The organism is bacterium, assembly GCA_041648665.1.
GTDB lineage: Bacteria > UBA10199 > UBA10199 > 2-02-FULL-44-16 > JAAZCA01 > JAFGMW01.
Genome location: JBAZOP010000006.1, coordinates 43,010 through 59,437, shown reverse-complemented (window position 1 = coordinate 59,437; position 16,428 = coordinate 43,010). Strand labels below are relative to the sequence as shown.

Below are 16,428 nucleotides of genomic sequence, written 5' to 3'. Positions count from 1 at the left end.
CGTCCGAATTCCCCCACCTCTCCGCCCCGCATCGCGCCTTGAGGCTCCTCGGTGGTCTCCGTGCCGAAATCCTCGCCCTCCTCGGAAAGCTCCACGGCCAAGCCCTCTGGCCCCTGAGCGAGCACCTCTGGATGAGCCGCGAGAGCCGCCCTGAACGCATCCCGCCCTCCGCTCCACTCCATCGGTTGCACGGCTCCCCACGTCGCGAGAATCGCCTTGGCAACGTGTTCGAGCGCCCACCCGTGCTTCCCGCTCGCCATCAGCCTCAGAGCTTCGAGAGTCTCGGCCTCGACCGGCGCGCGCCTTTCCCCGTCGCTCATCCTTCGGCCTTCTCTCGAATCCTCATCAGGATAGGCTCTCCCGTCTTGGGACAGGCAGCCCACCACGTGTAGGATCCGGCTGGCCTCTTGAACCGCTTGAAGAGCAGATCGGCGTGAGTCTTTCCGCACCTCGCGCAGCCCTCCACGGTCATCCGCATGATCCTCATTTCAGTATCCCGTTCCGCTTGAGCCACCAGACCGCGAGAGCCTCCCGAACCGCTCCCCTCAGCTTCCTCCACAACCCCTTCATCCCTCTCCTCCTTTCCCGAGAGCGACCGCCCGCCGCTCTTTCACGTTCTCCACGGTCATGCGGATGATCTCCGCGTCCGTCACCCCTCCGCTTTCCGCCGCGACGTGACACACGGGGCACCCCTCGACCAACCCGCGCTTCGCGCCGAGCACCATGATGATGTTGTGCGCCTCAAGCAGCGGGTCCGCGTCCTTTGTCTTGAACCGCCGGACCGCCTCCGCCCCGTCCTTGCTCACCGCGTCCGCGAGTCCAGCCTTGGCTATCTCGATGCGCAGATCATCCCAATGCTCTTGGCAGAACTGCATCATAGCATCACTCCTCCTCAATCGGATAGTCCGCGAGAGCGTACACGCAACTGTCCCCCTTGTCGGGAGAGCGCCCAAGCCGCTTCTTGAAATCGTCCTTTTCCTCAACGCGGTGTAGACCGTCGCTGCGGATCCGGAAGCGAATGCCGCTCAACTCCTCGATCAACTCTGGATCGTCGGGAATCGAGAGCACCCCGCCGTGCTTGTACTGCTGCTCGAACATATCCCGCGCGTGGAACCACATCTCTGTACGGCAATTGATGTAGAGCTTGCTCTGCATCGCCTTCTCGCTGCTGTTGATCCCGATGACCGCGTACCCCTGTTCGGCGAGCCGGTCGAACACTCCCGCCCCGATGCCGATGACATCGACCTTGACGATGCCGCGACCTTTCGTGTTCGCGAGGGTCAGCCCAACAGTCTCCATCGTGTCTTTCTTCCCCCACGTGATCTGCTTCGATACCCGAGCGCCGCGACGCGGAGTCAGTACGCTCATATCGACGCCGAACCGCGCGACGTCCAACCCCCACTCCTCCGTTCCGCCCTCGGGAACAGGAGCGTTGATCGCGGATTCGATCCACGCGATGGGAATGACGTTGCTCTCGCCCGCCTCTGAGAACTCCCCGAGCACCTTCGTCAGCCACAGATCGCGCCGCGTCTGCTCCCAAGAGTCCCGCCTGTCGTCGATCCATGCCTGAGTCGCAACCTGTATCTCGCTCGACAGATCGAGGCTCCACTCCGCCTCGTGCGCTGGCTTCCCGTACTCCTTGATGAGCAGCGGGTTTCGATACTGCTTGAGATCCGGGTACTCGTCAGGATGCACGAAAGGCGAGTCAATCGCGCTCAGCCGGATGCACTTCCACTTCGCGCGCTCCGTGGTGTGATGCTTCCTGAACGGGCACTGCTGATCCGCCCCGTCCGTGGTACTGATCTCCAAGACCTTTGCCATACCGCCCGTGAGCGATCCCTCGACCGCGTTGTACAGCCACTCGGGCAACCCCTTCGCTTCATCGAGCACCCAAAGGATGTGCGGAGCGTGGAAGCCCTCGATGTTCTGCGCGAAGTCCGTTGCGAACCCGATCATGTACCAGTCGGGCGCCACTCTCACGTCGAGCGTTTGACACAACCCCGAGAGGTACGGGTGCTTCTGGTAGATGGTCCTGATTTCCTTCCAGAGCAGTTCCTTGACCTGTCGGCCCGTGGGAGCGCTCGTGATCACGATGCTCGGCCGGTACACGTTCAGGAACGTCACCGCTATCGCAGCCGCTGTTATGGTCTTGGAGATTCCGTGACAGGCTCGAACGGAGGTGCGCTGGTTGTGCCAGACCGTATCAATGACAAGGCGCATCCCGCTCCACGTCTTGATGTCCAGCCACTCCGATACAAAACCGATAGGATCATCTTCGGCGAGCCGCAGAACCTCCGCCATCTCCTCGCCGACCGGGTCAGCCGCGTCGTTTGCTGTCGCCATTCCGCGCTTTCTGAGCTTCGAGCCGCTTGTGCATCTCCTCGACCGTCAACCCGCCGCGCACCGTCGCGTCGATTCGGCTCACGTCTTTCCACTCCTCCGGCTCCCGATTCTTGAGCCAGAAGATGCCAGCCGTGGTCGATGGCGGTACCTCGAACTCCTCGATGCGGAGCACTCGCCCCTTCCCGAGCTTCCCGTCTGGCCCGACCGCCCCCGGCGCGTAGATCACTCTCCGCGTCTTGTACCCCACGGCGCGACGGTAGAACGCGGCCCGTACCTCGCGGTTCGGTTTCGCCTTCCCCTCCTTTATCGCGACCGCAAACTCCGGATGTGCGTTTTTCCAGTCATAGAGCGCCGTCTTGCCTATCCCGAGGCTGAGCGCGATCTCCTCGTCGGTTTTGCCCTCTTCGGCGTACTTCTTTGCGAGCTTGGGGTGCTTATTCGCGTCGTAGTCGCTTTTCCTTCCCATCGCGCGATGAGGCTTGGACTTTGGCTTGCTCTGCTTACCGCGCGCGCCCTTCGCTTTCATGAGTGCTTCCCCCTCATCTCGCTCGTAGGAACTTCCGTAACTCCCGGTTGCCCTAAGTATAGCGGAATCCTCACGTTGCTCCGAATCTTTCCCTTGGCCTCCTGCGCCGTCTCCCGGGTGACTTTCTCTTGCTCGATCCTCTGTCGCAAGCAGATCACCAGATCAAGCGCCTCTTGGTATGCGTCTATGAGAGCGTCTCTTCCGTTTCTCACCCGCAGTTCATCGCCGTACTTCTTGCGCCCGAACTCGCGTCGAGCTTCAAGGTCAGCTATGACCATCGGGACAATTGGCTCGCCCGCGTTCACTGGCGCTTGCTGAGGATCGGTTATCTCGTTCATGGCTTTCTCCTTCGGCCATCCCACGCAATCCATAACAGCCCGAACAGGGCCAGCACGACCAAGATCACCGCTGCTATAGTCATTTCTTCCCCCTCCTCTTCGCTGGCTCCTGTTTGTTTCTGAAATCGTTGGCATACAGGTTCTTGTCTGCCCACGTCTTGCTTTCGGCCTTTGCCTTGCGCCTCGGGAGCACGGAGATATCCGCGTATGCGTGGCCTCCGAACATCAGCGACCAGCAGCGCCTCCCGTGGGGCATCTTCGCTCCCGCTGGCTGGCCCTTGAACAGACCGTGCCGAGTGCGCAGCACCTCGATCAGCCGCTCCGCCGAGACAGCCTTGTCCGTCCACGGGACCGCGATCATGTCCAGATCGCGCTGCATGGACCCGTGTAGAGCGAGAGCGTATCCGTATCTCCGAGCAGTCGCGGCCAGCGCCGTGTAGTAGAACGAGTAAAACGCCGGGAAGTAGTGACTGCGGAATGCTGGCCGTCTCATTGACCTATCACTCCCCCGCGAAAGGCTCGTTGACGATCTCCAAGACCTCTCCCCGTGCCCCGGCCGCGTGCGCCTCGCGCATCAAATCGAGCACCTGATCGCAGTCCACCAGAGAGCGCCCAACAATGGCATCCTCGGGACACTCGCACAGCGGACCAATGCTCAGCTTCTCTTTCCCGTTCACCTTCATCCGCTGATGCGTGTAGTAGTCTCTCTCTCCGCTCTGAATCGTGATGATCATTCTTCTCCTCCTTCTGCTTTCGGATTATACGCCCAATCCCGCGCGCTCCAAGTCCTTCACCACGGAAGTCTCGACAGCCTCCGCCCGCGCCAGTAGCGTCCTCTCGAACCTCCGCCGGTACCTCGCGAGCAGTCGCGTGTAGTACTCCACCATGAGCGTGTTTCCCGTCCGCTGGTAGCTCGCCTTCTTGCGCGCGAGACAGATTCCGACCTCGACCGCGATCCACGAGACCGGATTCAACCACGGCCTTTTCACAGTATCAGCCTCAACGGTATTGCCGCAACTTCCGGGGAAGGAGAGCGGACCTGATCCAACTCAAGTTGGAACTGCGTTGAGTCGGCTCCCTCCGCGACCGCGACGCGCGTGATGTAGCAGTGGATCGGGATTCCGCTTTCCGTCTCTCCCTCCCATATCCGCGCAGGCACTCCGTTCAGATGCACGATCTTGCTCGTGCTTTCGAGAGTCGCCTTCATCTGGTCCTCTCCGTTCGGGCTTCCCGAGCGAGGTTGCCAATCTGCATGGCGGCTTCCGTTACAGCGAGGCTCAGGTTGAGAGATATTGACGAAAGGCTGGCAATCATCGACAGGTTGTCCTTTACCAGCAGTGCGGTCTCGCGCTCGCTCAATTTGTACCGGTCTATGATCGCCTGAATGTCATCTGCTACCTTTGCCACTCCCCGTAAGCGAATGCTCGCGAGATACTCCTCCAACTCTTCGATCAGGTTCACTTCTCTCCCTCCTTCTTGCGCATGTTCGGATTGAACTGGACTCCGCCGAGCCGCCAGATCATCTCCACCGCCGCTGTCTTTCCGCAGAACACGACCAGCCAGCGCGGGCACTTCTCCTTCGCGCAGCCTCCGCACTTCCCCTCATCGGCGCTCACTCGCTCTCCTCGTCAAATCTCGCCTCTCTGTCGCGCAGAATGACCTCTGCCTTGAAGGCCTGACTGACGAGAGGTGCGGGAGGCTCTTGCTCCGATGGGTACATGCGGTCAACCCACTTCGCGTCCGGCCGCTTGTGGATCGCGGTTTGGATCCTTCGCCACGTCTCGCGGTCCAGCCGCCCTTCCGACTCCATGACCAGCCCCGCGTACTCCGCGAGCAGCACAGCGTCCGAGACGGCAAGCACCGCTCCCAACTCATCGTCACTCGGGGTGTCCGCGTTCGCCCTCGCGTATATCGCGCGAATCCTCGCCCGGTCCTCTCGGCTTTTCCGAGGAGGCCAAAGCATTCTCGGCTTCCACCTCCACTCGGACACCTCGGCCATCGGGACGATATGCCACTGGCACGCGAGCTTGCAGATGCGCACCGCGTCGATTCGAGCGCCGAGTGACCGAGCGTTCCAGAATCCCTCCGGCTCCTCGATCATCGCGAAGTCCAACTCAGGGAAGGCTCCCACCTCATCGACCAGACAGCGGAGCGCCGCCGTGAGCGATGGAAGCTCGGGCTTGATCGTGATCAGCCGCGTCGAGTACTGCCCCGACAGCCGGTATCCCACGCGGATGATGAGCTTGTCGCTCTTGCACTCCGTTGTGAAGGCAGCGACGTTCGCCCCCTTCGCGTTCAGTACCTTGATTGTTCCTGACACTCTCTCCCTCCTCTCGACTCAGGATCGAGCCGCGTTCTGCTTCCGCGCGAGAGCCGCCGCTCTGTCGCGCCATTTCAACTGTTCTACCTGTTCGCTCTTGAACTCCGCCGTGTTGACCAGCCCCACGGTGTACAGGAGAGCATCATACAACTGTTCGTCTTTTTTCGCCAGCCATCCCTCCTCGATACACCTCTCATACAGCCGCGTCCCGGGGTACGGAGTCGCGATGTAGATGTTGCGCTGATCGAGCGGTAGAGCGTTCGCGTAGTCCAGAGTCCGTTGCATGTCTTCGAGCGTTTCCCCGGGGTACCCGATGATGAAGAATCCGGCGGTGAGAATCCCCTCGCCTCTGAGAGCCTTCACGAGAGAGAGCGCCTTGTCGAAGGGCATCCACTTCCGCCCGAGTCCCATCAACTCCGCCGACCTCGCGCTGCCAGCCTCGAAGGGCAGGGACACCCTCCAACACAACGGCGCGAGTCTCTTGGTATGTCCGAGGAGACGGTGCGCTGATATCCCGTTCGGAGTGCTCCACCAGAGACCGCGTTCCCGCAGGGCAGCGACAACGGCCTCGAAGTGGTCATCGACCGCGTTGACGTTGTCGTCCTCGATGAACACCTCTTCGACTCCCCGCGAGCAGAGGTGATCCAGCTGCGCCAGAATGCGGTCCATCGGGACCGGTCGCCACGCCCCCCAATACCTCCGGACGCCGCAGTACCCGCAATCGAGGTAGCACCCGCGCGAAGTCTCAAGGGACATCCACCGTTGCGTCTTGCTCTGTAGATCGTGCGGAGCCGCGAGGTTCCAATACCGTTCGAGCGCCCCGTCAGGGATTCGGCATGTTGGGCCGGTCGGCTCTCCCGCGAGGTTCAGAAAGCGCTGGAATCTCGGCTCGCCCTCTCCCGCCCACGTCTCCTTTACCCCCTCGGGCTCCGGTACAGCGGAGGCATGGAATCCTCCCGCGATCACGAAAGCATCCGACTGCATCAGGCGCTTCGCGGAGCGGACGTACTCGGCGTGCTGAATGGAAAACTGCGCGGACAATCCGATCAGATCGTACCGCGCGGTTCCCCACAGCAGAGCAGCTTGGTCGCCCGTATGCTCATCGGCGACCTCGACCGTGTACGATGGATCGCGCTCGATGAACGTCTTGAGAGTCCAAAGCCCGAGAGGTGGCATGTAGGTTGACTTCTGCGTCGGCTTGGTAGGCTCGCGGAGCTTGATGAGAAGGATTCTCACCGCAGCACCTCGTTGAGTCCGAAGCGATTCACGCGCGCGGTCTCCTCGTTTTCCATGAACGCCATACCACGGTGATTCGTCTTGCCGCTCTCCTTCACCATCACCATACGTCCGACCGCCTGATAGTTCAAGACATCAACCCCTATCTCCGCGAAATCGTCCAGAACGTCCCACAGATCACCGTCCGCGTGAAAGACAACGGTCATCTTTCGACTCTTCGCGAAGGACACCATTTTCGCATAGTGAGGCTTGATCCAAGACCGCCACCAATCGGGATTGATCAGCAGACCCCGGTTGTATGCCGTCTCATCCCCGATCATGAAGTATTCGAGCCGCGCTCCCCATTCGTCGCACAACCGCGCGTTCCATTCGAGGAATCCGTCAACGATAGGATCGAGCGGAGGAGACTGTACCAGAAGCTCCTCCCATCCCATGAACCGGGAGGCTGTGACAAACACGCTCTTCATATTCCGCGTCCCGAACGGTCTCCCCGGCGCATAGTCCTCGATCCTGTACCGCGTCCAATCGAAGTACCGCGAGAGCTTCGGCATTTGGATCCGCCCGGGGTGCTCGATAACCATAGGACCATGCTGCGTTTGTCGGTTCCTCCATCCCCACGGAATCTCGGCCAGTTGCTCGGGCATGACGTTGGCGAATAACTCCACTATGGCTCTCCTTTCTTCTGCACAACTGCGGCGATCTCTTCGTACAGACGGAGCATCGTCGCGGTCCTCTTCATTCGGCGAGTGTAGATCAACCGCGCGGCAGCGTAAATCAGAAACGCGTCAGCAGCGTCTGGCCCCTCGATAGTGACCCCGTACATCTGCTCAACGGCGCGCTGGTAGGCTCGCTGCTCCGCCTTCGTTCTCTTCTTCAAGTCGCCGATTGTCAGCGCCTTCCACGTCTGGATGGGAACGGCGACAAGGGGAATCTTCATCTGCGCGAGAGCGAGCCTGATCACTCCCCCCGCCTCCGCGCTTTTCCTCGCGGACAGGCTCCCGGGCGAATGGTAGAGGTAGTCCTCGATGAACGCGATGTCGAAGCGCCCGCAATCCGCGAGCACCAGATTCAACTGCGCCCATAGCCCCACCAGCCTCTCATCACCATCAAGGCCATCGGTCGAGATCGAGCGCGAGCGGCGCTGATCGTCGATCACGGTGAAGAGGCCGGTACACGCGATGCCCGGGTCAATGCTGATTACGTTCATCGCTTCTCTCCCCGAGGAGGTTGCCATCCAACCGGATCCGGGATTCCCCGATACGCCACCACGGCGCCCGTCTCCTCGCTCCTCACCGCGACAAACCACCCCTCAAACGGAGGCTGATCTTCACCGCTCTTGTCGCTCGCCCAATGCGCCTCCTCGTGCACAGTCCCGTCGCTCATCATCACCCGAACGTTCTGAGCGGTCCGGGGAGCGGTCGCCATCGGATTCCACGTTGTGGCTCCGGTCGCGAAGTGTTCGCCGGAACACCGATGACAGAACCAGAGTCCGCAGTTGAAGCAGTGGTACATGAAACGGACGGGCACCTTGCGTTGGCAAGACGCGCACGTCACGCCCGCCTCCGTTCCCGTCAACTCGCGGAACTGCGAACGCACCAGCGTCAGGATATGCAAGCGCTCCTCTTGGTTGGTTGGCGGGTTGTGTATGTTCATCTTCCGTCATCCGCATCGGGAGGCTCGACCAGAGTGACTGTGCCCTTCTCGGGGTTGATCCTGACGAAATCTCCCATGTGCAAGTCCATCTCCGTTCGGTAGTACCGAACCTCGCACCGTGACTTGAGCAGTTGGTTTTCCGCCTCCAACTCCCATCTCCTCCGCTTGCTCTCAGCGCACTCGTACACCTTGAGATAGAGCGCGCCCGAGCAGTCCTTGGCGAGCGATGAGATGAGCCTCTCCTTGCAGTCCTCGCAGACCAGATCCGGCGTGTATAACGTCCGGCCATCGGGGAGCGTGCGAAACATTCCGACCTCGGGCAACTTCGGCTCTCCCCGAATCGCGCGGATGGCCTCGACCAGCCACCCGAGTATCACGGACAACGCGATGAGCGCCCCGACCGTTCGCCAGAAGCTCCCGAGCAAGTACATGATGAAGTTCAAGCTACCCTCCTTTCCGAATCGTCGAGCGATCCGCGTCAACCTCCTCCGCCGTCAACGGGACGCCGGGAGCGGCCTCTCTCAGATCGCGCTTCACGTAGACATCTTTTCCCTCCGCCCTCAGAAGCTCCAACGCTCCCGACAGGTACGCTTCCCAATCGCGAGCCTCCTGCTTGACGTGGTTGAGCTTCCCGAGCCTGTACTCATCGACATAGGGCAAGCTCTCCCTTATCAGACGCATCGACTGCCCCGGATCAATCACGGGTTCCATCGACGCCCACGTGCGCACTCCCACCCGATGCAGAACGCGCAGCGCCTCGATTCGCTCGAACGGATCAGCGGCGCCCGGCTCCCACCTCTTCGATTCTCCCTCGCGGATCAGCGTCAGGCTCTGTCCAACCTTGATGCGGTCTCCGAAGGCTCGGAAGTAGTTCAGATCGGACAAGCACCTCAACCCTCCCTTCGTCAAGATCGCGACGTTGAGCTTGTACTTGTCGAGGAATCCAAGGACCGTCTTGCGCAATCCGATTGCAAGCGGTCCCGTGACGGAGTACAGATCGCCGACAAACGAGAGGAGAATCTGCCTTGGGTCCCCCGCGAGAGCCTCCGCTTGCAGATCGAGCTTTTGAAGCGAGAAGCTCTTGAGCAGCCGGTTGGAGCCGTGATACTGCTCCTTGGTCACGTGCAGGACAGCGGGGACATAGCAGTACTCGCATCCGTGCGAGCATCCCCCGAATATGTTCAGGGCGAGCGGTGAGTACTCGCGCGCTCTCCCCTTCGGCTCATAGATCGGTCCGTCACTCATGGGCCAATCCCTTGTGTCCGTTCATCGAGCGGTACATGGCCTCCCCGTAAGGCACACTCCTCCACAGGGTGCGCTCGGGACTATCGGTAACGTCCGCTCCGCCCTGCGCCTCGTACCACCGACCTCCGAAGATCACCCAAGCGTGCGGGGTGTCGCCATCGATCCCGGTTGCGAGCGATGGGTACTCGCCCGTCTCCCAACGAATCAAGTACATCATCAAGAGCGCGATGTCCTCGCAATCCCCCGACCGCTCAAGCCACGTCAGATCGGGAGGTGCCCAATACTCCGCCCGCTGCTGCCGTTCGATGTCCTTGGATCGACGGATATGAGACCCAAGCCATTTCCCTATTCCCTCCGGCGTCGCGTCGCCACCTATCGTTGAGGAGACGGGATGCGGGATGCTCTCGAACTGCGGATCATAGCCCATCTCCCCGAGCCACCAGCCGGTGCACCCCGACAACGCGAGGATGCAGACCGCGACCAATACTCGCTTCATCGTTCCCCTCCTTTCCTCTCCCGCGCGTCTTGCAACTCCGCGTAGCTCTTGCCTCTCCGCTCGGCTTTGCTCAGGTGGGTTCCGTAGGCTTTCGGCCGCCGCTGGTAACCCGCCACGTCGATGACGTGCGCGCCGTCCTCGAATGCCTCAGCCGCCTTGGCATGAGAGAGAAAAACCATTGCCGCGAAGGCGCTCAGATGCGTTCGCCGGTTCACTCCCCCCCTCCCCCTACGCAGCGGACCAGTACGCCCGCGATGCACTCCATGGGCTTACAGTCGAGTGCCTGCTCGTGTTCCTTTTCGCCGTGAGGACATCCCGTCCGTAGCTGGCAACCCTTAGCGTGGTCACAGATCACGCGCCTCGGTGCGCTCGCCGGGGACAGGGCGACTACGGGACCGAAGCACGCCATGCCTCCGGGGTGCTTGTCGGCGTGGCCTACCATGTCCTCGACGCGCACCATGTCTTTGCAGACCTTGCATTGCCGGTACTGCGAGACGTTGGGGTCAGGAATGATGTTGAGCATGGGCGTCTCCCCCACCGGGTCCGGGGCGTACTCACGGGCAGCGGCTTCGGGTCCGTGCGGGCAATATCGGGGCCAGTCATCACGAGCATGCCACCCCGCCACGAACGCCCGCCGCGCTATCTCGGCCTCATGCGCGGTCATGGGGAACCTCCGGGTCGGGGTACTCGGCGAGGGCTTCCTTGAGCAACCACTCCTCCGGGTAAGACACATCGAGATGATCGACCGCTCCCTTGACATACGCCTCCCGCTGGAGCTTGCGGCACTCGGCAAGGGAGACGAACAGGCCCGCTGCCTTACCGCTGGTCACGGGCTTGGAATTGTCACTCACGGGGAGACCTCCTTGTCGGGGTAGCGGCGATACGCCTCTGCGCCCGCCTTCCACTCGCGAGTTGCGACATCCTCCTGATCCCACGCCCATCGACAGGCGGACTTGAAGTCCTCCCGCCGCTGCGCTGCCTCGGGGTACCGGGCGAGAAGGGCGCGGATCAGCTCTGCCACTTCCGACCCGGTATAGGCGTCATCGTTGGAGTAGGCTTCCAGTCGCTCGCACAGCTTCACCAGCTCACTCTGTAGGCTCATGGCAACCTCCTTACGAATCGTGGTGGGGCATCCTGCTCCGTGAAGTAGGCCCGCGCTTGCTTGTAGGCTTCCTCGTAGCCGTCACCGATCAGCTTGTAGAGATCGTGCTTGATCTTCCGTGGCAGACGCATGAAGCAGGAATAGCAGAATGACTTCCCTGCCCCCTTTGTCTTTCCGCATTGGCACTCGCGGCCAAGCAGCTCGTCTCGAAGTTCTGCCGCCGTCGTTGGTAGGCTCATGGCTTCCTCCCTCGCTTCTCCTTGCGGTAGGCGGCGTTAAGGGTGTCAACTATGAGTCGTGCGATTTTCTCCATGTTCCTCGCCGACACCTTCCTTGACAGATCAGACGGATAGATATGCCACCCCATCGTCCCCGTCTCTATCGTGAACGGCCCCGCCCGCGTCAGCAGCGTGCTACTCATGGGGTGCCTCCCGGCGCTTGTGCCGCATGATGAGGCGGAAGGCTGGCTCCCACATCACCATCACATACAGCGTGACGAACATCAGCGCCGCGCCGGTTGCGATGCCGACGAAAAACACAAGTAGCATCATTCCTCCCCCTCCTTTGGCTCCTCGGCGAGGGCGGCGAAATCGGCAAGAGCTTTGCTGTATCCGCAGTCACAGTCCTCTCCGTCTCGCACTCCGCATCGAGAGTCATGGACAGCATAGAGACTGAGTGCCCGCAGCCGCACCAGCCGGTCCTTGCTGGCGGCAAGCTCAGTAGCCGCTCCCCCTGGCGTCCTCCCGGCGAGGGCGGCGCGGGCACGACTCCCTCGGTCTATGTTTACCTCTGCCGACAACGGGATGGGTTGCTCTCCAACGCCGATGTCAACCGTATCTGGCTTGTGGTTCGCTTCATCTGCGTACCATGCCAGCGCCCCCTCCAGCGCCGTGATACGCGCCTGGGCTGTGAAGAGGTCGCGCCCCTTCTCCTTGAGGGCATCGAACAATTCGCAAGCGTTTTTCCCTTGCTCGTCACGCTCGCGCTTCGCCTCGGCAAGCTCGCGCTCCTTTGCCTCCAGCAGCCTGCGCACCTCGGCGAACTCGCTGTCGGCCAGCAACCGCTTCTCGTGCTCCAAGACAAGCTCGCGCTCAAGGGCGGCAACTTTCTCCGCATGCGCGCCATAGATGACGTATGGTCCTCCCGCGTCCACGACCTGCTTAAACGTCGCATTTCCTTCATCGCCGCATTCAGCGACTATCGAGTACCGCTTCACTTCCACGTCTCGCGCCCGTATGTCGGGTACCCTCATCTTCCTTTGCGTCGCGAGCGCAAGGGCATCGTCCTTTTCCCTCTTGGCGATCATCTCCGCCGAGTACCCCTGCGCGCGCATCCACGGCGCTTGCTCCCTCACCATCAGCGCCATCGGAAGCTCCTTGGCTTTCTCCGCGTGCCAGTGCGGAGCGCTCGCCCCGGCGACTCCGTTGATGGCGATGTCCGCGATGCCTCCGCCGTTCGGACCGTGGACTTCAACCCCGTCGATCATCTCCCCCCGGGCGACGCTGAGAATCTTCCCCGTGTCGTAGCAGAATCCGAGGAGCCGAGCCGCCTGACTTCCGCAGCTACCGCACAGATGCATCACGCGAGCATCCCCGCTCGGATTCCACCACGAGACAAACCTCAACTCGATCTCCCAAAGCTCGCGGCCATCGAACACATCCCCGCCGCACGCGTCGCAAACGCGATGAATCACGACCATCTCTCTTCTCTCCTTTCTCACCTCTTCGGCTTCCGGATGAGCCGGTAGAGCCGCCCGCCAACGTGCTCGTACCGACCGTATGAACTGCCGTCGATGATGCACCCGTAGATGAAACGCATGTCGAACGGCTCGCCCTTCCGTTCCTTCTCCTGCTCTACCACGAGCCGCTTCCGAGCTTCGGCAAGCTCCGCCATTGCCGCGTCCAGCCCCGGGTCTTTGTCGCCGATGACCGCCTTACCCCCCTTGCCGTCCGCCCCGACGATAAACACCTCCATCGGTCCGACAAGCATCGACGCGTGGCCGAACGTCTTGGAACCAAAGTCATAGGTGGTGATCATCGGCGCAACCCATCGAGGAGAGCCTCCTCTGAAACGTCGATAGGTTCCGGAGGTTCCGCGATCGTATCAGCTTCGAGCTTATCGTCAAGCATTGCCTCCGCCGTGATCGCCGCGAGCTTTGCGGCCTTCACCGCCGCGTCTTTGTCGTGGTAGTCGCGGTCCGCGAATATCCGGATCCACGCGCCAATCGCCTGACCTTTGTAGTACTGCCGAAGCGTCATGCCCCTGTAAAGTGTCTTTGTTCCGTCCGCGTGTACTTTGACGAGAGGAAACGCGGGTTGATTACCGTCCATCAGCTTCCTCCCCTCTCCGCAAGCTCCGCGATACAGAGTTGCTTCTCCGTTGCGCACGGCTCGCACAGCGTGACCGTCACCGGGTCCATCATCTGTTGCGTCACGTCCTCGTCAGTTCCCATCACCCGCGCAAGCTCCGCGCTTCCGAGGAGCGCCGCGAGACCTCCCTGCCTGATGAGCGTGTTGACCTTGATGCCGTGGCGCTCGATGGTGATAGTCCAGAACAGGGGAAGGCCGGTATGCGTAATGACCTTGCCGCAGTTGGAGCACTTCGAGTGCTTTCGCAATTCGTCTTGCTTCATACAATCTCCTTCTTTTCTCCGCCGCGAAAAGAGAGCGGGAGAGCCGGGCAACGCCACGGCTCCCCTCGCTCAAGAAGAGGAACGGCGCATTGTCCCGTGGCTCAGAACAGCGCGGGTTGCTGCTCCGCGATCTGCTTGAGCAAAGCCACCCGACCTTGAGGAGCTTGATGGGTCTTGTCATTCGGTTTCCACTCGATGAAGCTCTCGCGCGCCATTTCGTTTCTCTCCTTCTTTGAAGTGAGCGCGCCCCGTCACGCCGACAGGACGCGCCCGATTGTCTACCGATCCGCCGATCAGGCCGGGTCTTGCGAGTCCAGAGCCTCCTTGGCGTCCTTGGTCGCGTTCGGCAGTTCTGGATCCTCCTCGTGCTCCACGATGGTCACCTCCGCGTCGAGGAACAGAAGATCAAGCAGCTTCTTCTCCTCCGCCTTGTCGTACGGAGCTTCGAGGGTGATGGTCAGTTTCTTCGTGTCCCTGAACCGTCTGTGCCGCACGTCAAACACTTCAAACACGCCCTTGTAAGTCTTGGGTGTTTTCTTCGAGGCCATTCAAACTCCTTTCCGTTTCTCCCACTTGTCACACGTCCAGCCGTTCCGTATCCACGCGGCCGGATCGTCCATGACGCCGATGAGTGTGCATTGCATCCCGCGCGCTCCGCTGCGGAACGTTGGCACCGCCATGTTCTCGCACCGCTCGCACACCGCCGCGCACACTCCCGCCGCTTGCCGATAGTGGACCTCCCGCTTGATGAGCTTGTACGGGCTGATCCCCATGTGTTCGGCTTGCTCGATCAACCGCAGCACGCTATTGCTCCGCCGCTCCTCCCTCATCACCTCCTCTCCTTCGCTTGCCTCAGTCGGTAGTCTCCGCCGTCGAACCGTATGAACTGGCACGCTCCCACCAGCCTCGACACAACCGCCCCGCCGAACTGCCGCGCGAAGTCCTCGATGCTCGTGAGGTTGGTCGTGATCAGAACGCTCTTCTTGTCCGCGATGAGCCGCGACACGACGCGGTAAATCTGCTCCTGCACCCACGCGTTGTCGCTCGCGAGCTTGTCAAAGTCATCGAACAGCACCACCCCGCGCGAGAGCAAATCCTCCGCGTACTTCCGGCCCTTGTCGCGATCCGTGAACTGCCCGACAAGCTCGGCCATCGCTTGGTACCAGATCGAGAGTCCGTCAGCCGCCGCGCGCCTGAGCACGCTCACGGCGCACCGCGTCTTGCCGGTCCCGTATGGACCGTACAGCACCAGACCGCTCCCCTCGCGATACTTCCTATCGACCGCGAAAGCTCGCACTTGCTCCATGGCGCTTTCCGTCTCGCGATCCACGGTATGGTCCCATGCCTCGAACGTCGAGCCGCGATAGTCGAGAGGAACCCCCGCGTTCAGGAGCCGATCCTCGATAACTCTGATCCGCTCGGAGCGCTCCTCCTCCGTCGATTCGCACTCACAGTCCGGTTGCCAGTACTCGAAGGATGCGAACCGCGTCACGCTCCGCGTCTTGACATACTGCCTCCCGCACTCGGGACACGCTCCGCCCTTCACCTCGCGCTCGATTCTTTCGCCCCGCCTCTTCTCATCCGGGTCATCGCTCGCCAGCAAACGCGCAGCAGATTTTAACGCTATCGCGTTCACCTCCTCGCCGGTCACGGCCTCGCCTTGCAGCACGCCCTTGATGATCTGTGCATGGTCACGCATCAGTGCATCACCCCTTCCAGTGCCGCCGCGTTTCGTTTCGCCCATGTGTTCTGAATCGCCTTCGCTCCCGCGTGTAGCGTGGAGTTGATCTCGTTGTAGTGCGAGAAGAATTGCGCGAACTCATATTGGAGACCTTTCCTGAACCACCAGACCCGCTTCTCATCGAAGTACGCCGCCATGCATTCGAGCACCACCTCAAGAGGCTGCGTCGTCGCGAGCACCTGCGCCATCTTCGCGTACTGCGCTTTCCAGACCGGCTTCTGCCCCTGACACCGCTCCTGAAACTCCTTCCAGAAAGCATCGGTGATAGCCCGGGCGGAAACGGCCTTCTTTTCCTTTGGTCTTTCCTCTTGATCTTCTCTCTTAATAGAGTCTCCATCTTTTGGGGAGTTTGAGTCTCCATCTTTTGGGGAGTCTTGATCCTCCAAGTTTTGGAGAGTCTCCATTTTTTGGGAAGTCAAGAAGTTGACCGCGTTCCCGTCTCGACCGTCTTTGCACTTGAACTCTTCTGCTTCTTCGAGGAAGGCCTGTATGCAGTACCGATCTGTACGACCGTGCCCGCGTCGCGCTCTCCCGATCCATCCCGCGTTCACGAGCACCTTGACCGCTCCCCCGACCGCCGAGAGCTTGAGTCCGGCGCGCTCCGCGATGTCCTCGTGCCCGGGGTTGCATCCTTCTTTCGCTCCCTCGAAGCTCGACAGGGCGATGAACACCCGCAGAGCGTTCGGAGTGATACGTTGATCCTTGAGTATCATCAGAGGCACCGCTCCGAACACCCCGAGCTTTGCATGAAGTCCACCAGCCATCTTCCCTCCCGAAACGAAATGAGCTTGTCTGA

General features: G+C 61.1%; 35 protein-coding genes. All 35 read right to left on the bottom strand.

Features of this window, described 5'->3' with window-relative positions:
- Nucleotides 1-320, bottom strand: a 320-nt coding sequence (locus WC683_04380; protein MFA4971825.1) for a hypothetical protein, incomplete at its 3' end; no start/stop codon positions are given.
- Nucleotides 317-487 (bottom strand): hypothetical protein, encoded by a 171-nt coding sequence (locus WC683_04375; GenBank protein MFA4971824.1) that lies wholly within the window; start codon nucleotides 485-487, stop codon nucleotides 317-319. The genes WC683_04375 and WC683_04380, both read right to left, overlap by 4 nt.
- Nucleotides 488-566: 79 nt before the next feature.
- On the bottom strand, nucleotides 567-878 hold the full coding sequence (locus WC683_04370; protein MFA4971823.1) for a hypothetical protein: 312 nt from the start codon (nucleotides 876-878) through the stop codon (nucleotides 567-569).
- Nucleotides 879-882: 4 nt separating this feature from the next.
- Entirely contained in the window at nucleotides 883-2,343 is a 1,461-nt protein-coding gene (locus WC683_04365) for a hypothetical protein (GenBank protein MFA4971822.1), read from the bottom strand.
- Nucleotides 2,318-2,869 carry a transposase gene (locus WC683_04360; GenBank protein ID MFA4971821.1) on the bottom strand — a complete coding sequence of 184 codons (552 nt, stop codon included), beginning with the start codon at nucleotides 2,867-2,869 and terminating at the stop codon, nucleotides 2,318-2,320. Before WC683_04360 ends, WC683_04365 begins: the two co-directional genes overlap by 26 nt.
- Entirely contained in the window at nucleotides 2,866-3,207 is a 342-nt protein-coding gene (locus WC683_04355) for a hypothetical protein (protein ID MFA4971820.1), read from the bottom strand. Before WC683_04355 ends, WC683_04360 begins: the two co-directional genes overlap by 4 nt.
- 79 nt (nucleotides 3,208-3,286) lie before the next feature.
- A complete protein-coding gene (locus WC683_04350) occupies nucleotides 3,287-3,700 on the bottom strand; it encodes a hypothetical protein (protein MFA4971819.1) in 414 nt (137 codons plus the stop codon).
- 7 nt (nucleotides 3,701-3,707) lie between these two features.
- Complete coding sequence (locus WC683_04345) at nucleotides 3,708-3,941, bottom strand: hypothetical protein (protein MFA4971818.1); 234 nt, start codon at nucleotides 3,939-3,941, stop codon at nucleotides 3,708-3,710.
- A 24-nt stretch (nucleotides 3,942-3,965) separates the two neighbouring features.
- A complete protein-coding gene (locus WC683_04340) occupies nucleotides 3,966-4,196 on the bottom strand; it encodes a hypothetical protein (protein ID MFA4971817.1) in 231 nt (76 codons plus the stop codon).
- Nucleotides 4,193-4,414 (bottom strand): hypothetical protein, encoded by a 222-nt coding sequence (locus WC683_04335; GenBank protein ID MFA4971816.1) that lies wholly within the window; start codon nucleotides 4,412-4,414, stop codon nucleotides 4,193-4,195. The genes WC683_04340 and WC683_04335 overlap by 4 nt, the downstream gene beginning before the upstream one ends.
- Nucleotides 4,411-4,668 carry a hypothetical protein gene (locus tag WC683_04330; protein ID MFA4971815.1) on the bottom strand — a complete coding sequence of 86 codons (258 nt, stop codon included), beginning with the start codon at nucleotides 4,666-4,668 and terminating at the stop codon, nucleotides 4,411-4,413. The genes WC683_04335 and WC683_04330 overlap by 4 nt, the downstream gene beginning before the upstream one ends.
- The gene (locus WC683_04325) at nucleotides 4,665-4,823 is read right to left on the bottom strand and encodes a hypothetical protein (protein MFA4971814.1); all 159 of its coding nucleotides are present in this window, start codon (nucleotides 4,821-4,823) and stop codon (nucleotides 4,665-4,667) included. Before WC683_04325 ends, WC683_04330 begins: the two co-directional genes overlap by 4 nt.
- The gene (locus WC683_04320) at nucleotides 4,820-5,527 is read right to left on the bottom strand and encodes a hypothetical protein (protein MFA4971813.1); all 708 of its coding nucleotides are present in this window, start codon (nucleotides 5,525-5,527) and stop codon (nucleotides 4,820-4,822) included. The genes WC683_04325 and WC683_04320 overlap by 4 nt, the downstream gene beginning before the upstream one ends.
- Nucleotides 5,528-5,545: 18 nt before the next feature.
- Complete coding sequence (locus WC683_04315) at nucleotides 5,546-6,763, bottom strand: radical SAM protein (protein MFA4971812.1); 1,218 nt, start codon at nucleotides 6,761-6,763, stop codon at nucleotides 5,546-5,548.
- Nucleotides 6,760-7,314 carry a hypothetical protein gene (locus tag WC683_04310; GenBank protein ID MFA4971811.1) on the bottom strand — a complete coding sequence of 185 codons (555 nt, stop codon included), beginning with the start codon at nucleotides 7,312-7,314 and terminating at the stop codon, nucleotides 6,760-6,762. The genes WC683_04315 and WC683_04310 overlap by 4 nt, the downstream gene beginning before the upstream one ends.
- A gap of 113 nt (nucleotides 7,315-7,427) precedes the next feature.
- Complete coding sequence (locus tag WC683_04305) at nucleotides 7,428-7,970, bottom strand: hypothetical protein (GenBank protein MFA4971810.1); 543 nt, start codon at nucleotides 7,968-7,970, stop codon at nucleotides 7,428-7,430.
- Nucleotides 7,967-8,416, bottom strand: a complete 450-nt coding sequence (locus tag WC683_04300) for an FYVE zinc finger domain-containing protein (protein MFA4971809.1) — start codon at nucleotides 8,414-8,416, stop codon at nucleotides 7,967-7,969. Before WC683_04300 ends, WC683_04305 begins: the two co-directional genes overlap by 4 nt.
- Nucleotides 8,413-8,859 (bottom strand): hypothetical protein, encoded by a 447-nt coding sequence (locus WC683_04295; protein MFA4971808.1) that lies wholly within the window; start codon nucleotides 8,857-8,859, stop codon nucleotides 8,413-8,415. Before WC683_04295 ends, WC683_04300 begins: the two co-directional genes overlap by 4 nt.
- Before the next feature lies 1 nt (nucleotide 8,860).
- Complete coding sequence (locus WC683_04290) at nucleotides 8,861-9,661, bottom strand: radical SAM protein (GenBank protein MFA4971807.1); 801 nt, start codon at nucleotides 9,659-9,661, stop codon at nucleotides 8,861-8,863.
- A complete protein-coding gene (locus tag WC683_04285) occupies nucleotides 9,654-10,157 on the bottom strand; it encodes a hypothetical protein (GenBank protein MFA4971806.1) in 504 nt (167 codons plus the stop codon). The genes WC683_04290 and WC683_04285 overlap by 8 nt, the downstream gene beginning before the upstream one ends.
- On the bottom strand, nucleotides 10,154-10,372 hold the full coding sequence (locus WC683_04280; GenBank protein ID MFA4971805.1) for a hypothetical protein: 219 nt from the start codon (nucleotides 10,370-10,372) through the stop codon (nucleotides 10,154-10,156). The genes WC683_04285 and WC683_04280 overlap by 4 nt, the downstream gene beginning before the upstream one ends.
- A complete protein-coding gene (locus tag WC683_04275) occupies nucleotides 10,369-10,821 on the bottom strand; it encodes a hypothetical protein (GenBank protein ID MFA4971804.1) in 453 nt (150 codons plus the stop codon). Before WC683_04275 ends, WC683_04280 begins: the two co-directional genes overlap by 4 nt.
- Nucleotides 10,808-11,008 carry a hypothetical protein gene (locus WC683_04270; protein ID MFA4971803.1) on the bottom strand — a complete coding sequence of 67 codons (201 nt, stop codon included), beginning with the start codon at nucleotides 11,006-11,008 and terminating at the stop codon, nucleotides 10,808-10,810. The genes WC683_04275 and WC683_04270 overlap by 14 nt, the downstream gene beginning before the upstream one ends.
- The gene (locus WC683_04265) at nucleotides 11,005-11,259 is read right to left on the bottom strand and encodes a hypothetical protein (protein MFA4971802.1); all 255 of its coding nucleotides are present in this window, start codon (nucleotides 11,257-11,259) and stop codon (nucleotides 11,005-11,007) included. Before WC683_04265 ends, WC683_04270 begins: the two co-directional genes overlap by 4 nt.
- On the bottom strand, nucleotides 11,256-11,498 hold the full coding sequence (locus WC683_04260) for a hypothetical protein (protein ID MFA4971801.1): 243 nt from the start codon (nucleotides 11,496-11,498) through the stop codon (nucleotides 11,256-11,258). Before WC683_04260 ends, WC683_04265 begins: the two co-directional genes overlap by 4 nt.
- Nucleotides 11,495-11,680, bottom strand: coding sequence for a hypothetical protein (locus WC683_04255; protein ID MFA4971800.1), 186 nt, complete (start codon nucleotides 11,678-11,680; stop codon nucleotides 11,495-11,497). The genes WC683_04260 and WC683_04255 overlap by 4 nt, the downstream gene beginning before the upstream one ends.
- Nucleotides 11,673-11,810 (bottom strand): hypothetical protein, encoded by a 138-nt coding sequence (locus tag WC683_04250; GenBank protein MFA4971799.1) that lies wholly within the window; start codon nucleotides 11,808-11,810, stop codon nucleotides 11,673-11,675. The genes WC683_04255 and WC683_04250 overlap by 8 nt, the downstream gene beginning before the upstream one ends.
- The gene (locus WC683_04245; GenBank protein ID MFA4971798.1) at nucleotides 11,807-12,979 is read right to left on the bottom strand and encodes a hypothetical protein; all 1,173 of its coding nucleotides are present in this window, start codon (nucleotides 12,977-12,979) and stop codon (nucleotides 11,807-11,809) included. The genes WC683_04250 and WC683_04245 overlap by 4 nt, the downstream gene beginning before the upstream one ends.
- Nucleotides 12,976-13,296, bottom strand: coding sequence for a hypothetical protein (locus WC683_04240; GenBank protein ID MFA4971797.1), 321 nt, complete (start codon nucleotides 13,294-13,296; stop codon nucleotides 12,976-12,978). The genes WC683_04245 and WC683_04240 overlap by 4 nt, the downstream gene beginning before the upstream one ends.
- A complete protein-coding gene (locus WC683_04235) occupies nucleotides 13,293-13,589 on the bottom strand; it encodes a hypothetical protein (GenBank protein ID MFA4971796.1) in 297 nt (98 codons plus the stop codon). Before WC683_04235 ends, WC683_04240 begins: the two co-directional genes overlap by 4 nt.
- Nucleotides 13,589-13,891 (bottom strand): hypothetical protein, encoded by a 303-nt coding sequence (locus WC683_04230; GenBank protein ID MFA4971795.1) that lies wholly within the window; start codon nucleotides 13,889-13,891, stop codon nucleotides 13,589-13,591. The genes WC683_04235 and WC683_04230 overlap by 1 nt, the downstream gene beginning before the upstream one ends.
- Before the next feature lie 293 nt (nucleotides 13,892-14,184).
- Nucleotides 14,185-14,439 carry a hypothetical protein gene (locus WC683_04225; protein ID MFA4971794.1) on the bottom strand — a complete coding sequence of 85 codons (255 nt, stop codon included), beginning with the start codon at nucleotides 14,437-14,439 and terminating at the stop codon, nucleotides 14,185-14,187.
- Nucleotides 14,440-14,721, bottom strand: a complete 282-nt coding sequence (locus WC683_04220) for a hypothetical protein (GenBank protein ID MFA4971793.1) — start codon at nucleotides 14,719-14,721, stop codon at nucleotides 14,440-14,442.
- Nucleotides 14,721-15,590 carry an ATP-binding protein gene (locus WC683_04215; GenBank protein ID MFA4971792.1) on the bottom strand — a complete coding sequence of 290 codons (870 nt, stop codon included), beginning with the start codon at nucleotides 15,588-15,590 and terminating at the stop codon, nucleotides 14,721-14,723. The genes WC683_04220 and WC683_04215 overlap by 1 nt, the downstream gene beginning before the upstream one ends.
- Nucleotides 15,590-16,396: a helix-turn-helix domain-containing protein gene (locus WC683_04210; protein ID MFA4971791.1), complete on the bottom strand. Its 807-nt coding sequence runs from the start codon at nucleotides 16,394-16,396 to the stop codon at nucleotides 15,590-15,592. The genes WC683_04215 and WC683_04210 overlap by 1 nt, the downstream gene beginning before the upstream one ends.
- Between the last annotated feature and the right edge of the window lie 32 nt (nucleotides 16,397-16,428).

Bases quoted from the DNA above. Each gene is read 5' to 3' on its own strand.
- WC683_04375 (MFA4971824.1), bottom strand. From the start codon at position 487: ATGAGGATCATGCGGATGACCGTGGAGGGCTGCGCGAGGTGCGGAAAG.
- WC683_04370 (MFA4971823.1), bottom strand. From the start codon at position 878: ATGATGCAGTTCTGCCAAGAGCATTGGGATGATCTGCGCATCGAGATA.
- WC683_04365 (MFA4971822.1), bottom strand. From the start codon at position 2,343: ATGGCGACAGCAAACGACGCGGCTGACCCGGTCGGCGAGGAGATGGCG.
- WC683_04360 (MFA4971821.1), bottom strand. From the start codon at position 2,869: ATGAAAGCGAAGGGCGCGCGCGGTAAGCAGAGCAAGCCAAAGTCCAAG.
- WC683_04355 (MFA4971820.1), bottom strand. From the start codon at position 3,207: ATGAACGAGATAACCGATCCTCAGCAAGCGCCAGTGAACGCGGGCGAG.
- WC683_04350 (MFA4971819.1), bottom strand. From the start codon at position 3,700: ATGAGACGGCCAGCATTCCGCAGTCACTACTTCCCGGCGTTTTACTCG.
- WC683_04345 (MFA4971818.1), bottom strand. From the start codon at position 3,941: ATGATCATCACGATTCAGAGCGGAGAGAGAGACTACTACACGCATCAG.
- WC683_04335 (MFA4971816.1), bottom strand. From the start codon at position 4,414: ATGAAGGCGACTCTCGAAAGCACGAGCAAGATCGTGCATCTGAACGGA.
- WC683_04310 (MFA4971811.1), bottom strand. From the start codon at position 7,314: ATGCCGAAGCTCTCGCGGTACTTCGATTGGACGCGGTACAGGATCGAG.
- WC683_04305 (MFA4971810.1), bottom strand. From the start codon at position 7,970: ATGAACGTAATCAGCATTGACCCGGGCATCGCGTGTACCGGCCTCTTC.
- WC683_04300 (MFA4971809.1), bottom strand. From the start codon at position 8,416: ATGAACATACACAACCCGCCAACCAACCAAGAGGAGCGCTTGCATATC.
- WC683_04290 (MFA4971807.1), bottom strand. From the start codon at position 9,661: ATGAGTGACGGACCGATCTATGAGCCGAAGGGGAGAGCGCGCGAGTAC.
- WC683_04285 (MFA4971806.1), bottom strand. From the start codon at position 10,157: ATGAAGCGAGTATTGGTCGCGGTCTGCATCCTCGCGTTGTCGGGGTGC.
- WC683_04275 (MFA4971804.1), bottom strand. From the start codon at position 10,821: ATGACCGCGCATGAGGCCGAGATAGCGCGGCGGGCGTTCGTGGCGGGG.
- WC683_04265 (MFA4971802.1), bottom strand. From the start codon at position 11,259: ATGAGCCTACAGAGTGAGCTGGTGAAGCTGTGCGAGCGACTGGAAGCC.
- WC683_04260 (MFA4971801.1), bottom strand. From the start codon at position 11,498: ATGAGCCTACCAACGACGGCGGCAGAACTTCGAGACGAGCTGCTTGGC.
- WC683_04255 (MFA4971800.1), bottom strand. From the start codon at position 11,680: ATGAGTAGCACGCTGCTGACGCGGGCGGGGCCGTTCACGATAGAGACG.
- WC683_04250 (MFA4971799.1), bottom strand. From the start codon at position 11,810: ATGATGCTACTTGTGTTTTTCGTCGGCATCGCAACCGGCGCGGCGCTG.
- WC683_04240 (MFA4971797.1), bottom strand. From the start codon at position 13,296: ATGATCACCACCTATGACTTTGGTTCCAAGACGTTCGGCCACGCGTCG.
- WC683_04235 (MFA4971796.1), bottom strand. From the start codon at position 13,589: ATGGACGGTAATCAACCCGCGTTTCCTCTCGTCAAAGTACACGCGGAC.
- WC683_04230 (MFA4971795.1), bottom strand. From the start codon at position 13,891: ATGAAGCAAGACGAATTGCGAAAGCACTCGAAGTGCTCCAACTGCGGC.
- WC683_04225 (MFA4971794.1), bottom strand. From the start codon at position 14,439: ATGGCCTCGAAGAAAACACCCAAGACTTACAAGGGCGTGTTTGAAGTG.
- WC683_04220 (MFA4971793.1), bottom strand. From the start codon at position 14,721: ATGAGGGAGGAGCGGCGGAGCAATAGCGTGCTGCGGTTGATCGAGCAA.
- WC683_04215 (MFA4971792.1), bottom strand. From the start codon at position 15,590: ATGCGTGACCATGCACAGATCATCAAGGGCGTGCTGCAAGGCGAGGCC.
- WC683_04210 (MFA4971791.1), bottom strand. From the start codon at position 16,396: ATGGCTGGTGGACTTCATGCAAAGCTCGGGGTGTTCGGAGCGGTGCCT.